Annotated in this window: 10 protein-coding genes; 5 read left to right on the top strand and 5 right to left on the bottom strand. The window is 49.1% G+C overall.

From position 1 onward, the window contains the following. Nucleotides 1-364: 364 nt before the first annotated feature. Entirely contained in the window at nucleotides 365-5,536 is a 5,172-nt protein-coding gene (locus QFX30_RS01130; RefSeq protein WP_300487370.1) for a right-handed parallel beta-helix repeat-containing protein, read from the top strand. 65 nt (nucleotides 5,537-5,601) lie between these two features. On the opposite strand, the gene QFX30_RS01125 is transcribed toward QFX30_RS01130, so the two are convergent. The 4 genes from QFX30_RS01125 to QFX30_RS01110 form a co-directional block, all read right to left on the bottom strand. Further along, nucleotides 5,602-5,979 (bottom strand): cupin domain-containing protein, encoded by a 378-nt coding sequence (locus QFX30_RS01125; protein ID WP_300487008.1) that lies wholly within the window; start codon nucleotides 5,977-5,979, stop codon nucleotides 5,602-5,604. An 11-nt stretch (nucleotides 5,980-5,990) separates the two neighbouring features. Beyond that, complete coding sequence (locus QFX30_RS01120; RefSeq protein WP_300487006.1) at nucleotides 5,991-6,608, bottom strand: hypothetical protein; 618 nt, start codon at nucleotides 6,606-6,608, stop codon at nucleotides 5,991-5,993. 12 nt (nucleotides 6,609-6,620) lie between these two features. Further along, nucleotides 6,621-7,499, bottom strand: a complete 879-nt coding sequence (locus QFX30_RS01115) for an alpha/beta fold hydrolase (RefSeq protein WP_300487003.1) — start codon at nucleotides 7,497-7,499, stop codon at nucleotides 6,621-6,623. 150 nt (nucleotides 7,500-7,649) lie between these two features. After that, on the bottom strand, nucleotides 7,650-7,787 hold the full coding sequence (locus tag QFX30_RS01110; RefSeq protein WP_300487000.1) for a hypothetical protein: 138 nt from the start codon (nucleotides 7,785-7,787) through the stop codon (nucleotides 7,650-7,652). Between the two features lie 166 nt (nucleotides 7,788-7,953). Here QFX30_RS01110 and QFX30_RS01105 point away from each other — a divergent pair, with 166 nt between their 5' ends. The 4 genes from QFX30_RS01105 (at nucleotide 7,954) to QFX30_RS01090 (ending at nucleotide 12,483) form a co-directional block, all read left to right on the top strand. After that, on the top strand, nucleotides 7,954-8,856 hold the full coding sequence (locus QFX30_RS01105; RefSeq protein ID WP_300486998.1) for a hypothetical protein: 903 nt from the start codon (nucleotides 7,954-7,956) through the stop codon (nucleotides 8,854-8,856). Then, entirely contained in the window at nucleotides 8,811-9,545 is a 735-nt protein-coding gene (locus QFX30_RS01100) for a sensor histidine kinase (RefSeq protein WP_300486996.1), read from the top strand. Before QFX30_RS01105 ends, QFX30_RS01100 begins: the two co-directional genes overlap by 46 nt. A gap of 281 nt (nucleotides 9,546-9,826) precedes the next feature. After that, a complete protein-coding gene (locus QFX30_RS01095) occupies nucleotides 9,827-10,510 on the top strand; it encodes an Ig-like domain-containing protein (protein WP_300486994.1) in 684 nt (227 codons plus the stop codon). Beyond that, nucleotides 10,447-12,483 carry an SBBP repeat-containing protein gene (locus QFX30_RS01090; RefSeq protein WP_300486992.1) on the top strand — a complete coding sequence of 679 codons (2,037 nt, stop codon included), beginning with the start codon at nucleotides 10,447-10,449 and terminating at the stop codon, nucleotides 12,481-12,483. The genes QFX30_RS01095 and QFX30_RS01090 overlap by 64 nt, the downstream gene beginning before the upstream one ends. 54 nt (nucleotides 12,484-12,537) lie before the next feature. Here QFX30_RS01090 and QFX30_RS01085 read toward each other — a convergent pair whose 3' ends face one another. Next, complete coding sequence (locus tag QFX30_RS01085; protein ID WP_300486990.1) at nucleotides 12,538-14,649, bottom strand: pseudomurein-binding repeat-containing protein; 2,112 nt, start codon at nucleotides 14,647-14,649, stop codon at nucleotides 12,538-12,540. Nucleotides 14,650-14,856 lie beyond the last annotated feature (207 nt).

The raw sequence follows: 14,856 nt of genomic DNA, 5'->3' as shown, positions 1-14,856 counted from the left end.
CACTGGATTTTTTTATCCCTAATACTCATTGGTTCTCTTTATTCTCCTGAACTATGATCTCATCGTGTTTAATGATCACCGGGCGAGATTTGGACAATATGACCAATTTTTACATTATCAATCACTATTTTAAATCATTTTAAATAAATTGAAGATTATACGGTCTATTTTCATTTACCCGCGAAAATTTTATATATTTTAAAGTGCATAAAATGAGTAGAGGGGGTTTGTCGCTAGTTCTGTGATCGACTTCCTTTTGCGGGGGGTTTGTCGCTAGTTCTGTGATCGACTTCCTTTTCAAGCACATTGGGGGAGATCTTAGGTGATTTCAAAGTCGTTTCCGTCAATTAAGGTATTTTTGCTGGTGTTATTCGTTGTTTTAGTTTCCATTTCATCTTCATCTGCCGCTGAATGGACTGTAGGTCCAGGCGGAGGCTACAACTTCACATCGATTCAGGCTGCAATTGATAATGGGTCCACCGTCAGTGGAGATACAATAACCGTCCACGACGATGGCGGGAACCCCTACACATACCATGAGAGCGTCACTGTAAACAAGACCAACCTCACCATAAGGAGTGCGGGTCTTGTAACCGTTAACGGATCACTTAATCCCTCAAGCCCGGTCTTCAGGGTTCAATCCACGGGTTCAGGAGCCACCATCCAGGGATTCAGACTCGTCGGCGCAACAGCCGCTGCGGGTGTATCCGTGGATGGGGCAGGGAATGTTACCCTCAGGGACCTTAACATAACCGGCCCCAGCCTTGGTGTTGTTATTAATGGCGTTTCCTCCAATGTGACTCTTTCCGGTGTCACTGTGAACAGGACATACAATCAGGGATTGCTGCTCTATTCTTCTTCCCGTGTTTCCGGTCTGGTTGTGCGTGATTCTGTCTTTGACTCCACCGGTGCCAGTGCTATTGAGAAATATTACGCTTCCACACTGGATGGTTTGAGGCTTGAGAATGTTACTGTGGTCAATGCGACCGGTCATGGGGTTTTCCTGCAGGCTTACAATTATTATGGTTATTTTGTGCGTAATGTGGTTGTGAATAATACCACTATCAGGGACTGCTCACAGGATGGTTTAAGGGTGGTTATGGAGCCTAATAGTGAGAATGTTACGGTGGGTAACAGTACTTTTAGTGGTAACAGGCAGCATGGTGCGTATTTTGAGAGTAGGGGTCTCCTTTTATTGGATGATAATGTGTTTTCTGGTAATGGTTTTGGTGGGGGTGTTGATGGTTATTATGGTTTGAGGGTTGTTGGTGATAATGTTGCTGGGTTTGTCCTTTCTGGGGGTAACCGTTTTGTGGGTAATCGTAATGGTGTTTACCTGAGGCGTGTTGGTGGTGAGTCTGCTCCTGTGATTCTGAGCGGTTCTCAGTTGACTGATAATGCGGGTTATCCTGTGGTTTTTGAGGGCGTGTCTTTTGTGACTGTTCGTGATGCGGTCTTTGATGATGCGGCTGCCCGGGTTGCTACAGGGTTTGGTATTCAGCGTGGTGTGCTTATTCGCGGGGCATCATCTAATGTGACTGTTTCCGGTGTCACTGTGAACAGGACTTCCCAGCAGGGTCTGATGGTTGATGCTGGTGCCAGTGTTTCTGGTCTGGTTGTGCGTGATTCTGTTTTTGACTCCACCGGTGCCAGTGGTATTGAGAAGGATTACAGTTCAAGTGTGGATGTTTTGAGGCTTGAGAATGTTACTGTGGTCAATGCGACTGGTCATGGGGTCTTATTGCATGCTCGGAGTTATTATGGTTATTTTGTGCGTAATGTGGTTGTGAATAATACCACTATCAGGGACTGCTCACAGGATGGTTTAAGGATAACCATGGAGACAAACAGTGAAAATGCCACAATAGTTAATGTCACTTCAACCAACAATCGGGGAAGCGGATTATACGCAGAGCTCAGAGGAAACAACACCCTTGAAAACAGCACATTCAGTAACAATACTAACTGGGGAATATGGTTAACAGGCCAGAATAATCCCAAATTAACCTTCCAGAGAAACAATGCCTACAATAACTCTGCTGGCGGTATCTACCTGCGAAACATCAATAATATTACCATCAATGGTTCTGAGAGTGTTATAAAGGATAATGGTGGTAATTGTTTGGAGCTTCAGAATGCTGATGGTGTGACTGTTGAGGGTCTGGTGTTTGGTAATGGTGTGAGGCAGTTTAATTATGGTGTTGTGGCTGTTGACTGTGATGATCTCGTCCTGAGGGGTCTTAGTATCGGTAACTCTACCTTGCAGGGTGTGCGTGTTGGTGGCACGGCGTCTAATGTGACTCTTGTGGGTGTTAATGTTACTGGTAGTGGTCAGCAGGGTCTCTATCTGGTTGAGGGTTCCACTTTGAGGAATGTGACTGTGGATGATTCCTGGTTTGTGAATTGTAGTGATGGTATCCGGAGGGTTAGCTGGAGCTGGGGTGGTTTCCTTGATGGTATGACCATCCGCAACTCCCATGTGGTTAACAGTAGGGGTTATGGTGTCTTCTTGGAGGGTTATAACACCCTGAGGAATGTGGTGCTTGATAACCTGACTGTTACTGGTTCCACTGGTAATGGTGTCTATGTGACAATGTCCGCTGCTGATAGCGGTAACCTGACTGTGAAAAACACGACGATATCCGATAGTAATGGTGTTGGGCTCTACCTGGTGGATGTCCGTGGAATTGTAACCCTACGGGATAACACTGTATCCAGCAGTACGGACTGGGGTTTATGGTTACGTGGGGTTGATAGCCCTGAATTAACAATCCAGAACAACACTATATGGGATAATGGTAATGGTGTGTATCTAAGGGGTGTGAATGATTTCATGGTGAACCCTGAGGCTCTCCTTATCCGTGATAATGGTGGTAATTGTTTGGAGCTTCAGAATGCTGATGGTGTGACTGTTGAGGGTCTGGTGTTTGGTAATGGTGTGAGGCAGTTTAATTATGGGGTTGTGGCTGTTGACTGTGATGATCTCGTCCTGAGGGGTCTTAGTATCGGTAACTCTACCTTGCAGGGTGTGCGTGTTGGTGGCACGGCGTCTAATGTGACTCTTGTGGGTGTTAATGTTACTGGTAGTGGTCAGCAGGGTCTCTATCTGGTTGAGGGTTCCACTTTGAGGAATGTGACTGTGGATGATTCCTGGTTTGTGAATTGTAGTGATGGTATCCGGAGGGTTAGCTGGAGCTGGGGTGGTTTCCTTGATGGTATGACCATCCGCAACTCCCATGTGGTTAACAGTAGGGGTTATGGTGTCTTCTTGGAGGGTTATAACACCCTGAGGAATGTGGTGCTTGATAACCTGACTGTTACTGGTTCCACTGGTAATGGTGTCTATGTGACAATGTCCGCTGCTGATAGCGGTAACCTGACTGTGAAAAACACGACGATATCCGATAGTAATGGTGTTGGGCTCTACCTGGTGGATGTCCGTGGAATTGTAACCCTACGGGATAATACTGTGACCGGTAGTAAGGACTGGGGTTTATGGTTACGTGGGGTTGATAGCCCTGAATTAACAATCCAGAACAACACACTAACCTCCAACAGCAGAGGCATGTACCTCCAGGGCGTAACCGGCTCTGAATTCATCGACAACACCATCACCAGCACCACGGGTCCTGACCTCCAGGCTGACCCAGACACATCAAACACCTTCACACGCCTCAGGGTGGGCCTACTCTACCCCACACTACTGAGCTTCAGGTACACCGCCGGGATCATCCTGAGGGGAGTTGAATCACCACCAGCAGACCCTGCAGGATGGGTTAACATCACAAAATATGTGGACATATCATCAGCAGGAGCAACAATCCTTGATTACCTCAGGTTCCACTACACACCAGGTGACGTTGCAGGTAAAAATGAGACAGGCCTCCGGGTCTTCCGCCACTCAGGAACCTGGAACCAGCTTCCAGAGACAGGGGTGAACACCACCGAGAGGTACGTCTACGCAGACAACATCAACACCTTCAGCACCTTCGCGCCCCTCACAGAGAAGTACCCCACCACCACAACCCTCCAGGGGGCGCAGGCAGTGGCCGGGGAGATAGCCGAACTCGTTGCGACACTCACATCACAGGGAGGACCAGTTGAGGGAAGGGAGATCAGATTCTACCTTGAGGGCGTACTCCTGGGATCAGCCCTCACAGATAACACAGGAAAAGCCAGGTTCACCATCACTACGGGGGCACCTGGCACATACGCCACCAGGGCAGAATTCCCGGGTGATGACACCCACCTCCCATCAGAGGACACATCCACACTCCACGTACTTAAACCAGCCACCTTCAGCCTTGATAACCTGACCGTTACACCCGCCACCGGTGTGGCACCCCTCAGGGTAAACGTCACGGTGAATGTCACAAATACCGGGGAGGTTGCAGGTGTATGCAGGGTTAACCTCACCGTCGATGGGGTGGTGGTGGCCTTCAGGGATATCACACTTAACCCTGCATCATCACCTGAGGTTAGCTTCCTCATGGACCTCACAGACCCCGGCGTGTACATGGTGGGTGTTGATGGTCTTGCACCCCTGGCTGTTACTGTCCTCAAACCGGCGACCTTTGTACTGGATAACCTCGAGGTTGATCCTGTGACGGGTCTTGAGTCCCTGAATGTTAACGTCGCCGTGGATGTCACAAATACCGGGGATGTTGCAGGTGACTACACCGCCAGCCTCATGGTCAATGGTGCAGTGGTCTCTCAAAGGACACTGACAGTCAATGCCGGTGAGACCGTCAGGGTTACCTTCACCAGGGTCCTCTCAAGGGGAACCTACAATGTCACGGTTGATGGTCTTACTCCGGTGGCTGTAACCGTCCTCAAACCGGCAACCTTCCAGCTAAGTAACCTGAGGGTTTCACCGGTATCAGGACCCGCACCACTCGGTATCACCGTGACGGTCAGGGTCACGAATACAGGGGACCTGGCAGGTTCATACACAGCTGATCTCATGATAAACGGCGTGAAGGTCGACTCAAGGACAGTTAACCTCAATGGCGGAGAATCAACCACATTAACATATACCAGGACACTCAGCGCAGGCACCTACAGGGTCACAGTTGACACCCTCCCACCCATCACCGTAACGGTAACGTCCAGCGGCATAACCGCTGACCAGGTTATCTCAGCCACAAGATACATCACATGGTACTACGGCAAATACAGGAGGCTGCCAGTTACCGTTAGAATAGCAGGCAGGAACTACTCCCCACCGGAGGTCCTTGACATCCTTGTGAGGACAGCCATCAACCTTGGTGCCGGCAGTAAGAGGCCTGTAACACCCAGAGCCGTGGGCTACCCCACCGCACCCAGGGGTATCTACATGCCAGGTAAACTCTACATGAGCGCATACCTGAGGTACGCTGTAAACATAAGGGACTTCATAACCAGGAATAGAAGGGCCCCCAACTATGCTGTGACATCCCGTGGAAGGGTCCCCTACTCACGACTCGTCTACCTGTACAGCAGGATAATCGGATTCTACGGTTCAAACGGAAGATTACCACACTACGTGGTAATCTAAAAAACATTTTTTTTAATCGGGATAAATAATTAAAGGCGTTCTGGATTTAAAATTTTGCTGTGCTGTCAGTCAGTGACAAGTTCCTCGTCCTCACCCCTCCAGGGTGGGGATACGATGCACAGGAATGAGAGGTCCCCCTCACCACTGTTCTCAATGTACTGGACACAGCCAGGGGGAATATAGACTGCGTCGCCCCCACTTACTTCCTTCACCTCATCCCCTATGTGCATGACCCCTTCACCCCTGAGGATGTAGTAGACCTCCACGGACTCCCCCAGGCGGTGGGGAAGTGAGGCCTCACCTTCCCTGAGTATGGCATGGGCGAGGCTGAAGTTCATCCCCACAGGGTCATTCCTGGGGTGGATGATCTCAGAGAGCAGGGTACCATCCAGGACCCTCCTATATTCGCGGTCATCAGGGTTTTTAACAATCAGATGAACCATCCCCAGTCAAATTACATGTAGAAGTCCTTCTTAACCCTCCTGGCCTCCTCTGGCTTTCCCTGGGGGTAGTATATGTAGTCTGCGCTTAGCACGATACGGCCGGCCTCAGGTTTCAGGGTGAAGTTACCGCCGAAGAAGGTCTCAACACCGTTTATCCTGAAGTCACCCCTGAAGTCTGTCCCGTTGTTCATGAACTTACCGCCGCCATCCCATGCGGCGCAGGTCATATTGTAGTGGCCGCTTAGGGGTGTTCTGAACATGGCAGACTTCAGGTCGCCCCTCAGGAGTGATATCAGGGTATCCCAGGTGACGTCGATGTGGTCTATGTGGCCCACCCCACTAAGACCGCTCTCATTGTAGCATATCCTTGTACCGTTAGCCTCATGGGTGTCAAGGTTCTCTGCACCTGGGAGCACTATCTGGAACCTGAAGTCCCTCCCCCTACCATTTATTGAGTAGTAGCCCCCAAGGGAGCCCTCACCCGGCTTATTAGCCGGGATTGATGTGTATGAGGTGTAAGTGTAGGGTATCTGTGCGAATATGGCCTCATCGAAGACCTCAACCGCGAGTACCGTGACGATTATGAGTCCAGCTATAACACCTGCAACTATCAGAATCCTCCTATCCATGGGAAACCTCCATCAGTATTCAACAATCTCCATCCTCCTCACGGGTCTACCATCACCCCAGCTGCCCATACCAAGGAGTCTGCCGGTATCGGCATCTGCGAGGGTTTTATTTTCACGTGCAAGTTCCATCATCATATCCAGGACCTTCCAGTAGCCACTGTAGTCCAGGTTGTCCACCAGCACCCCGAATTCATCTGAAACCGCAAGGGGTGACAGGTGATCAGCCACCAGGTTGCGGTCTGAGCGCACAAGGAGGAACAGCTTTCTGTCCCCGGGTATCTGGGGCGTGGACCTCATTATCCTGTAGGAGTCCAAAGTCCCTGTTATATTATCCCTGTCGCCGGCCATAACCACAAGGAGGGTGTCCTGGGGTATACCCCTGAGGTTCTCGAATTTCCTGCCCCCCTCCGAGTCCCCTGTCTGCAAAGCCAGGATACCATCAGGGTCAGGTATATCCTGGCGGGATGCTAGGTTGAGGGCTATTATACCCCCGGCCGAGTGCCCTGCAAGGAAGAGTTCACCGTTCCAGTCTCCCCTGACCCTCCTGAGGGCCTCCCCAACTGCAGATGCGGCGTTATCGGTGAAGGCATCTGGTGTTGTATCGAGAAGGTTCTGGTAGCGGGGGTAGATTACGATGTTCCCCTCCCTCACAAGGTGCCTTATCCAGGCCATGTAGAAGAGGGGCTCTGTGGCGGCCCAGCCATGGATGAATACCACCACAGGGTAACTCCCGGGTTTTGATGGTTTGAAGATCCAGTATCTCTGGCTTCCCTCACCGTGGCTCTCGGTTATCATTCCGTATCCCGGTTCATCAAGGACAGGGTTGTTGAGGGCTGTACTTGGGGGGACCGTGAGGACCGCAAGGAGGAGGATAACTGCCCATATTTTCATGGATTTCACCAGTTGACCTTATGTTGCTCATTGATTAAATAGCATGAGTTCCTCCACAAGGGTATTGTTCTCTTACCCAGGACAACTTTTCGTGCACTGGACCTCAAGCAGAATCTGACCATACAAATTTTCAGCTGGGTTTATCAGACCTCAGAGGATCCTTTCATCGTTCAGGCAAACCCTTGCACCGCATGATGGGCATACAAGATAGTAAAACCGTTCCCGGTGGCTTCCATGAAGCCCGGATGATACATTTGCCCTGCGGAGAGGGCAGAGGAAACGCTTCATATGTCAACCCCCACCCATATAAGAGTACTATAAAACTTATTAAATATAACTTTTTCACTGAATGTTAATAAATGCTTACCTCACCTGGTAAGCCACCCATAAGTATAACTTTTAATAATCCGCTACGAAGATTTTATTAATAATGGGGGAGATAATATTCCTTGGGTTGAATATGGAGTGGTCTGATTCTGTTCTTTTTGCAAGGAGGCTCTCAGTTTCTGCTTCAGCAACAGTAATGGTGATATCCACCCTCATACTTGGGGGCTGGGCAACCGGTAACCAGCATCTCATGGGCAATATCCTGGGATCCCCACCCACCCAGCCGGTAACAGCAGCCCTCTTCATACCCATCGCAGCTTCCCTCATAGCCCTATCAAGGGGCTTCAGGCTTCCCGCGATACTTACAGGGACCTTCCTCCTGGTCTTCCACATCCTGACACTTTCCGGTTACATTCAGGGTGCCGAATACGGTTATAACTCAAGGATCATAACAGTGGCTCTCTTCCTTATATACGCCGCTGTCCTCTTCCTCTTCTCCACATCAAGGTTCAGCGCTGCCCAGATCATCACCTTCCCTGCTGGTGTGATCTCCTACTGCGTCCTTCTGGGTTACGCGGCGGGCCTAGGTGTCTATGGGGAGTACTTTCTCATGGCACTCTACACTGCGGTGCTTCACATACTCATAGCAATCTCCATACTTTCACTCTACCCTGAAAGGGGGGTTATGGCGCCACTTCACGCATCATTTGTTGGCGGCCACATAGTGAGGCTCATACTGCCAATGATGATAGCCAGCATAACCGTACTGGGCCTTGTAACGCTTAAGATAAGGGATTACGTGTTCCCGGGGTTCGGTGAGGTCTTCCTCATGGACATGACGGCATCCCTCATAATAATCTCTGTCATAATCGTCGCTGTGGAACTTAACCGGATCGATCTGAGGAGGGAGGCCTACAGGAGGGACCTCAGAGGACCCAGCGCTTCTTCAGGGATGTTCTTGCGAACCTGGCAGAGGCAGTTGCAGTGGTCGACGCTGATGGGAACACCATATACCAGAACACGGCAATGAAGAGGCTTGGTGTGGTGGAGTTTCCTGAGTACAGCGGCGAAAGGGGGCCTGTGATAATTGACAGGATGGACATCAACGGGAGGCACTACACTGGCTGGATGGTTCCCAGGTTTCAGGGTGGCGAATATGCAGGGTTTATAGTCTCGCTCACAGACATAACAGACCTGATAGTGGCCAAGAGGTCCCTTGAGGATGCACTCATGGAGAGGGACGCCCTCCTCAGTGAGGTGCACCACCGGGTCAAGAACAACCTCCAGATCATAATAAGCCTCCTGAACATCCAGGCAATGAATGCAGATGAGGATACCCGCCAAGTCCTGATGGACGCCCAGAGCCGGGTGAGGGCGATGGCAATCATCCATGAGACCCTCTATGACAGTGGCGACTTCTCAGGTGTTCTCATGTCCTACTTCATAACCAGGCTGATTGAGAGGCTGATAAGCGCCCATTCGGTCTACGGGGTGGACTTTGAGGTGGATGCCGATGTGAGGCTGAACCTGGAGACCGCAATACCCCTGGGCCTGTTCATCAATGAGGCCCTCACCAACTCCATAAGGCATGCGTTCCCTGATGGTAGGGGCATGATACGTGTAAGTATTGATCCAGGTGATGTGATGCACCTCACTGTTGAGGATGATGGTAGGGGTATGGGTGAGGTCCTGAGGGTACAGTGGGTTTATCCCTCATGAGGGCCCTTGCTGATCAGCTTGAGGGCGAATTTGAGATAATCTCTGATTGCGGCACAACCGTATCTCTGAGGTTCAGGGAACTTAAGTACTGGGACAGATTTTGAAATCAGCGGTGGTTACTACTTTTATGGGTTGATTTCACCCGGGTGCCAGTTAGGGTTTTAAGGTGGGATTGCAGGGTTACTACTTTTCATGGCTGATTCCACCCCATTTTAATAATAAAATTTATATAATTATTAATATATTGTTGTATTATTGAATAAATTTAATAATAAATGGAGGTGAATAACATAAGAACCAATTTTTTGCTGCTGGCTGTCTCTATTTTAATTTTAGCAGCGGCGGGCACAGCCTCGGCACATGAAATAGAGACCACCCCCAACTATGGACAGTACCCTGTCGTTACAGTGGAGTCTCCCTCACATAATGCGAGGGTTGGTGACGCTGTTACAATAAGGGGTAAGGCTCACCTGGCGGATAATCACACCGCCATAGGGAAGGTCGTGGTTACAATCAATAACACCGACTTTGATGTGCTAAACGTGACCAATGGGTGGAGTTATACCTGGAATACGACAGGCTATCCAAATGGGCAGTACAGTATCAGGATAACAGCTCATGGGGTCAATCAGGCAGGTAAAAATGTGACCGGCACCACAACTATACTCCTCAATGTGAATAACACCAGAACCACTGTTACAGAACTTGCAGCCACAACAGGCACTCCAACCCAGGGGACAGTCTGGCTTACAGCACGTCTCAGGGATGGTAATGGAAATCCACTCAGGAGCAGAAACATCAGGTTCTTTGTCAATGGCTCTGAAATGGGTAATTCAACGACTGATGTGAATGGGATAGCTCTGTTTAAATTCACGTCCACATTTACCGGCAACTACATGCAATGGCCCGGTTTGATGGTGACAGTAATCATAACGGGTCATCAGGTAATGCAACAATTACGATAAAATCAGCTCCAGATACTCCCTTCCTGTCATACAGCAGCTACTTTGCAGGCAGTGAACATGAAAAGGGGAGGGGTTTTTATGCAGATAAACTCGGCTACATATACTTCGCAGGTAACACAAAATCGGCCAATACACCACCAAATGATTTTCCTGCTGTCACAGCAAGGTATGGGCCTGGTGGAGGTAATGATGCATATGTTGTTAAGATGCACCCCAATGGTACTGTAATATGGAACATCATAATCGGTGGTAGTGGTACTGATACTGCAAACGCACTCACAGTTGACAGAAACGGAAATGTTTATGTCACTGGCTGGACACAGTCATCAAATTTCCCCACAACACCCAATGCATATATGGAGACATATGGTGGTGTAACAGACGCATTTGCACTCAAAATTAACTCCACGGGTGGTCTTGTTTACTCAACATTCCTTGGGGGAAGAATAGTGGATCGCGGATGGGGTATAGCAGTTGATTCAGACGGCTGTGCCTACATTGCGGGGACAACAAATTCACCTGATTTTCCAGTAACATCAGGGGCATTCCAGACACGTAAGATGGGACCCATATGGGAGACTTCTGATGGTTACAGTGGAGATAACATGCAGAAGTATCAGGATAGTTTCGACGCATTTGTCGTGAAGCTCAATAGTAATGGTTCGGGTCTAATCTACAGCACATACCTTGGGGGTAGCCAGGCGGAACAGGCCCAGGATATAAGGGTGGACAGTGACGGTAATGCCTACATTCTGGGTGAGGAAACGGTTTCAACGGACTTTCCGGTTACACCTGATGCAATGTTAAAGTCGTATCAGGGGGGAACACAGGATTCCTTCCTGGTGAAGCTCAACAGTAATGGTTCGGCTCTAATCTACAGCACATACCTTGGAGGGGACAGTTATGATACTGGAAGAGCGATGGAACTCGATAAATATGGTAATATCTACATAACTGGCTATACAAGTTCAGATAACCTTCCAGTAACCCGGGATGCATTCTCCCCATTCTACATGGGCACAGGCTTCACTGGAAGCACTCCAAACTATGATGGATTTGTAATGAAGATTAACCCTGCGGGAGGTCTTATCTACTCTTCATACATAGGGGGAACAGGACTCGATGCAGCCTGGTTCATTACAGTGGACAGTGATGGGTGCGCATACGTGACAGGTCAGACAAATTCAATGGATTTCCCTGTGACAGAGGACGCATACCAGAAGGCCAATGCTGGCTCAGACGATGTTTTCATAATAAAGATTGATCCATCAGGTAAGAGACTCCTTTACAGTTCTTACCTTGGGGGAAGAAGTGCCATAACTGGACCAGGCGCTCCGGCGACGGTTAAACCTGATGACCATGGATGGGGGGTGGCCCTTGCAAATGGGGGTTTCTATGTCTACGGCGAAACGCAATCTTCAGACTTCCCTGTGACCGCAGATGCACTGCAGAATAAAACGGGTTACAGGGGCAATACAACTGGCACAGCAGGTACTGGTGTATGGGATGTGTTTCTTTCAAAATTCTCTAACCCATCAGCACTGCTGACAACATTAACAGCAGAGAATAGGCAGATACTGATAAGGGCGGAACTTAAGTGCGGGGACTGGAAACTCGCCAGGCGAATGGTTCACCTCGAGGTGAATAATCGTACTGTGGCATCAGCTTTAACAGATTCAAATGGCGTTGCTCTAATCAGATACATCGTGCCAGGGCCGGGCAACTATACATTCCAGGTTCGATTCAATGGCACAGAGGATTATATGTCGTCATCCAGTGTGATTCATAGAAGGTCCCTCAGAGAGTACAGATACACAGTTAAAGTTCCCGCGGGTAAGATACGCTACAGATCCTATTATAGGTACTGGTATCTGAAGGGCGGAGAATGGAAATACAGGGTTAAATGGCAATGGAAAACAAGGACCATATACCGGGTGGAAACAAAGACCATCATGAAATGGGAAAATCACTGATTTAATCCCTTTATTTTTTCATGAGACGCCGGAAAAAGAAAAGTAAATTATGATTTAGAATGGCAGTCCCGCATAGTAGCCCTTTATGGTTGCAGTCTTCCAGTTCTTTATGACTCCAAGGGAGTTCATCTTGCTTGATGCATCGGCGTTTACCCACTTTCCGTTCACGTATAACTGGGCCCAGACATGGCCGTAGGTGTTACCTGAGAGGAATGTGCACTTGGCATGGACATACCTTGCCTGTATACCCGCAGCCCTTGAGAGGGCCACAAGGAGGTGTGTTATGTCCACACAGTTACCTGTCCTGGTTTTCAGCGTGCCGGTGGCACCGTACCTTGTATTGTAGTAGAAGCTGTAGTCTATATGGTCACGCACCCAGTTGAATATGGCTGTTGCCTTCTGCAGTGTCGATGAAAGACCCTTTGTTATGCTCGCTGCAAGTGACCTTATCTCCGGGTTGTAAACGGGACAGTTGGCTGATGATGCAAGGTACTTTCCCCTGAAAATTGAACTGTCGATGGTCACATGGTCTGGCAGCCTTCCGTTTGCACCCTCAAATGCAACGACCTTCGATAGCAGATAAACCAGTGTATTGAAGCTCAGACTCCCGGCACTGGATGATATGCTTGAGGGAGCCCTGCCATTTGCTGACATGTAGTTCCAGACGTCCGATGCAATTCTAAGGTAGCCGTCCCTCTGAATTGTCCCTGCTGCCACCAGGGTTGTGTTTGATCCCTCACTGAATGACCTGATTTCCAGGTCGGCGCCTGTGAGAAACCCTGCCAGCAGATAGAGGAACTCAGAGTTTTTGACCTGAACTCCATTTATATTCACGTAACCGGGGAGCCTGTAGTTTGACTCCACAAAACTCTTGAACCTGCTGGCGGCATCCCTTAACATCTCTGCGGTTACTGAATTGGCGGCGGAGGGCATTGTGTTTGTGGATAGTGCTACACCCATAAATTCCCTGTCTATCAGGCCGTACCTGAAGAGGGCGTACCCATCTGCACCTCCACTCAGAACCGCGTTTATATCGGCCCTGAGTTCATCTGCAGGTACTGGTGTTACATCATCATCTGACCTGTAGGTCTGAATTCCGGTCCAGACCTGGGCATTGAGGCTCTTGCTCTTGATGTAGGCCGTTACATTCTTTATCCATGATGTTCCTGTATTGTAGTTACCCCTGTAGGCCATGGGAACCAGTACATCCAGGTACTCTGCAAGTTTTGTGTAGTCCTGTCCATAGTAGTAGGCGTTTGAGGCCTTCTCTGGCATCACAGTCGCTGATAGGAGAAGGTTGGGGTTCACTGATTTTACGGCTTCACTTATCCTCTTAACTATTCCGGTTATTGTCTCTGTGGAGTTGGGGACCTGGTAGGCGTTTCCTGGATATCGGATGTAGTCCAGGTGCACCCCGCCAACGCCAGGTACACTGATGTATGAGAGGGCGCGCTTTGTCAGGTTATCTATGAAGTTCTCTGCGTAGGTCCGGTTGTAGCTGTACACTGTTTCGGTGGTCTTAACGGTTTTTGTAACTGTACGGTACTTTATGGTGTACCGTGTCTCCTTAACGTACCTGTAGTATGTCTTTTTAACGTAGCGGTACTTCCAGGTGTATCTTAGTTTACCGCCGTCCCTGTACCATACCCTGTACCTCTCTTTCACATACCTGGTGTAGGCCTTCTTCACTGTCACGGTGTAGTAGTACTTGTATGGCTCCTTTACCGTGACCTTCTGTGTCTTTGTAACATTGTAGGCGTATCTTCCGGTTGGGTCAACCCATTTTCCGCTGGCATCCTTGAGGCAGATCACCCAGGCGCTCACCCTTATCCCCTGCTCTGATGCATTGCCGAGGAACGAGGTGAGGTTCCTGCTGAACCTGGCGTCATTGAAGGCCAGCTGCTCAAGGAAGACATCCTTTATACCCATCTTTTTGAGTTCTGTGAGGTTCACCTTCCCCATATCGTAGGCTTTAACCCAGATGGCCCCATGGGGTGTGCCTGTTTCCTCTGTCTGGGCGGATGTCTGGTTATCTGTATCATCTGATGTCTGGCTGTCACCCTCTGTTAATGTCTGGTTATCACTGGTTTCTGTCCCATTAAGTGTTTCGTTATCTGATATCTCAACGGCACCTGCCACATTTGAGCCCAGAAATGATAGCACCATAACTAGGGCTATTAGTAGATTCAGTTTTCCCGAAATTTTACCGCCTCCATGGGGGTTTTGGAAACCCCACATACACTCTTAAAAAATGTATTATATATAAATATTGTGGTTTAAAATCATGAAAAAAACAATATTAGAGTCTTTCAAATCAAAATAAACGCTATGATGTCTTTTTTTCAGTGCCATGCATGGGTGTGGCCTGACCAC

Origin of the sequence: Methanothermobacter sp. (genome assembly GCF_030055435.1) — an archaeon.
Lineage (GTDB): Archaea > Methanobacteriota > Methanobacteria > Methanobacteriales > Methanothermobacteraceae > Methanothermobacter.
The sequence above is the reverse complement of the archived record's forward strand: the minus strand, read 5'-3'. Positions and strand labels throughout refer to the sequence as shown.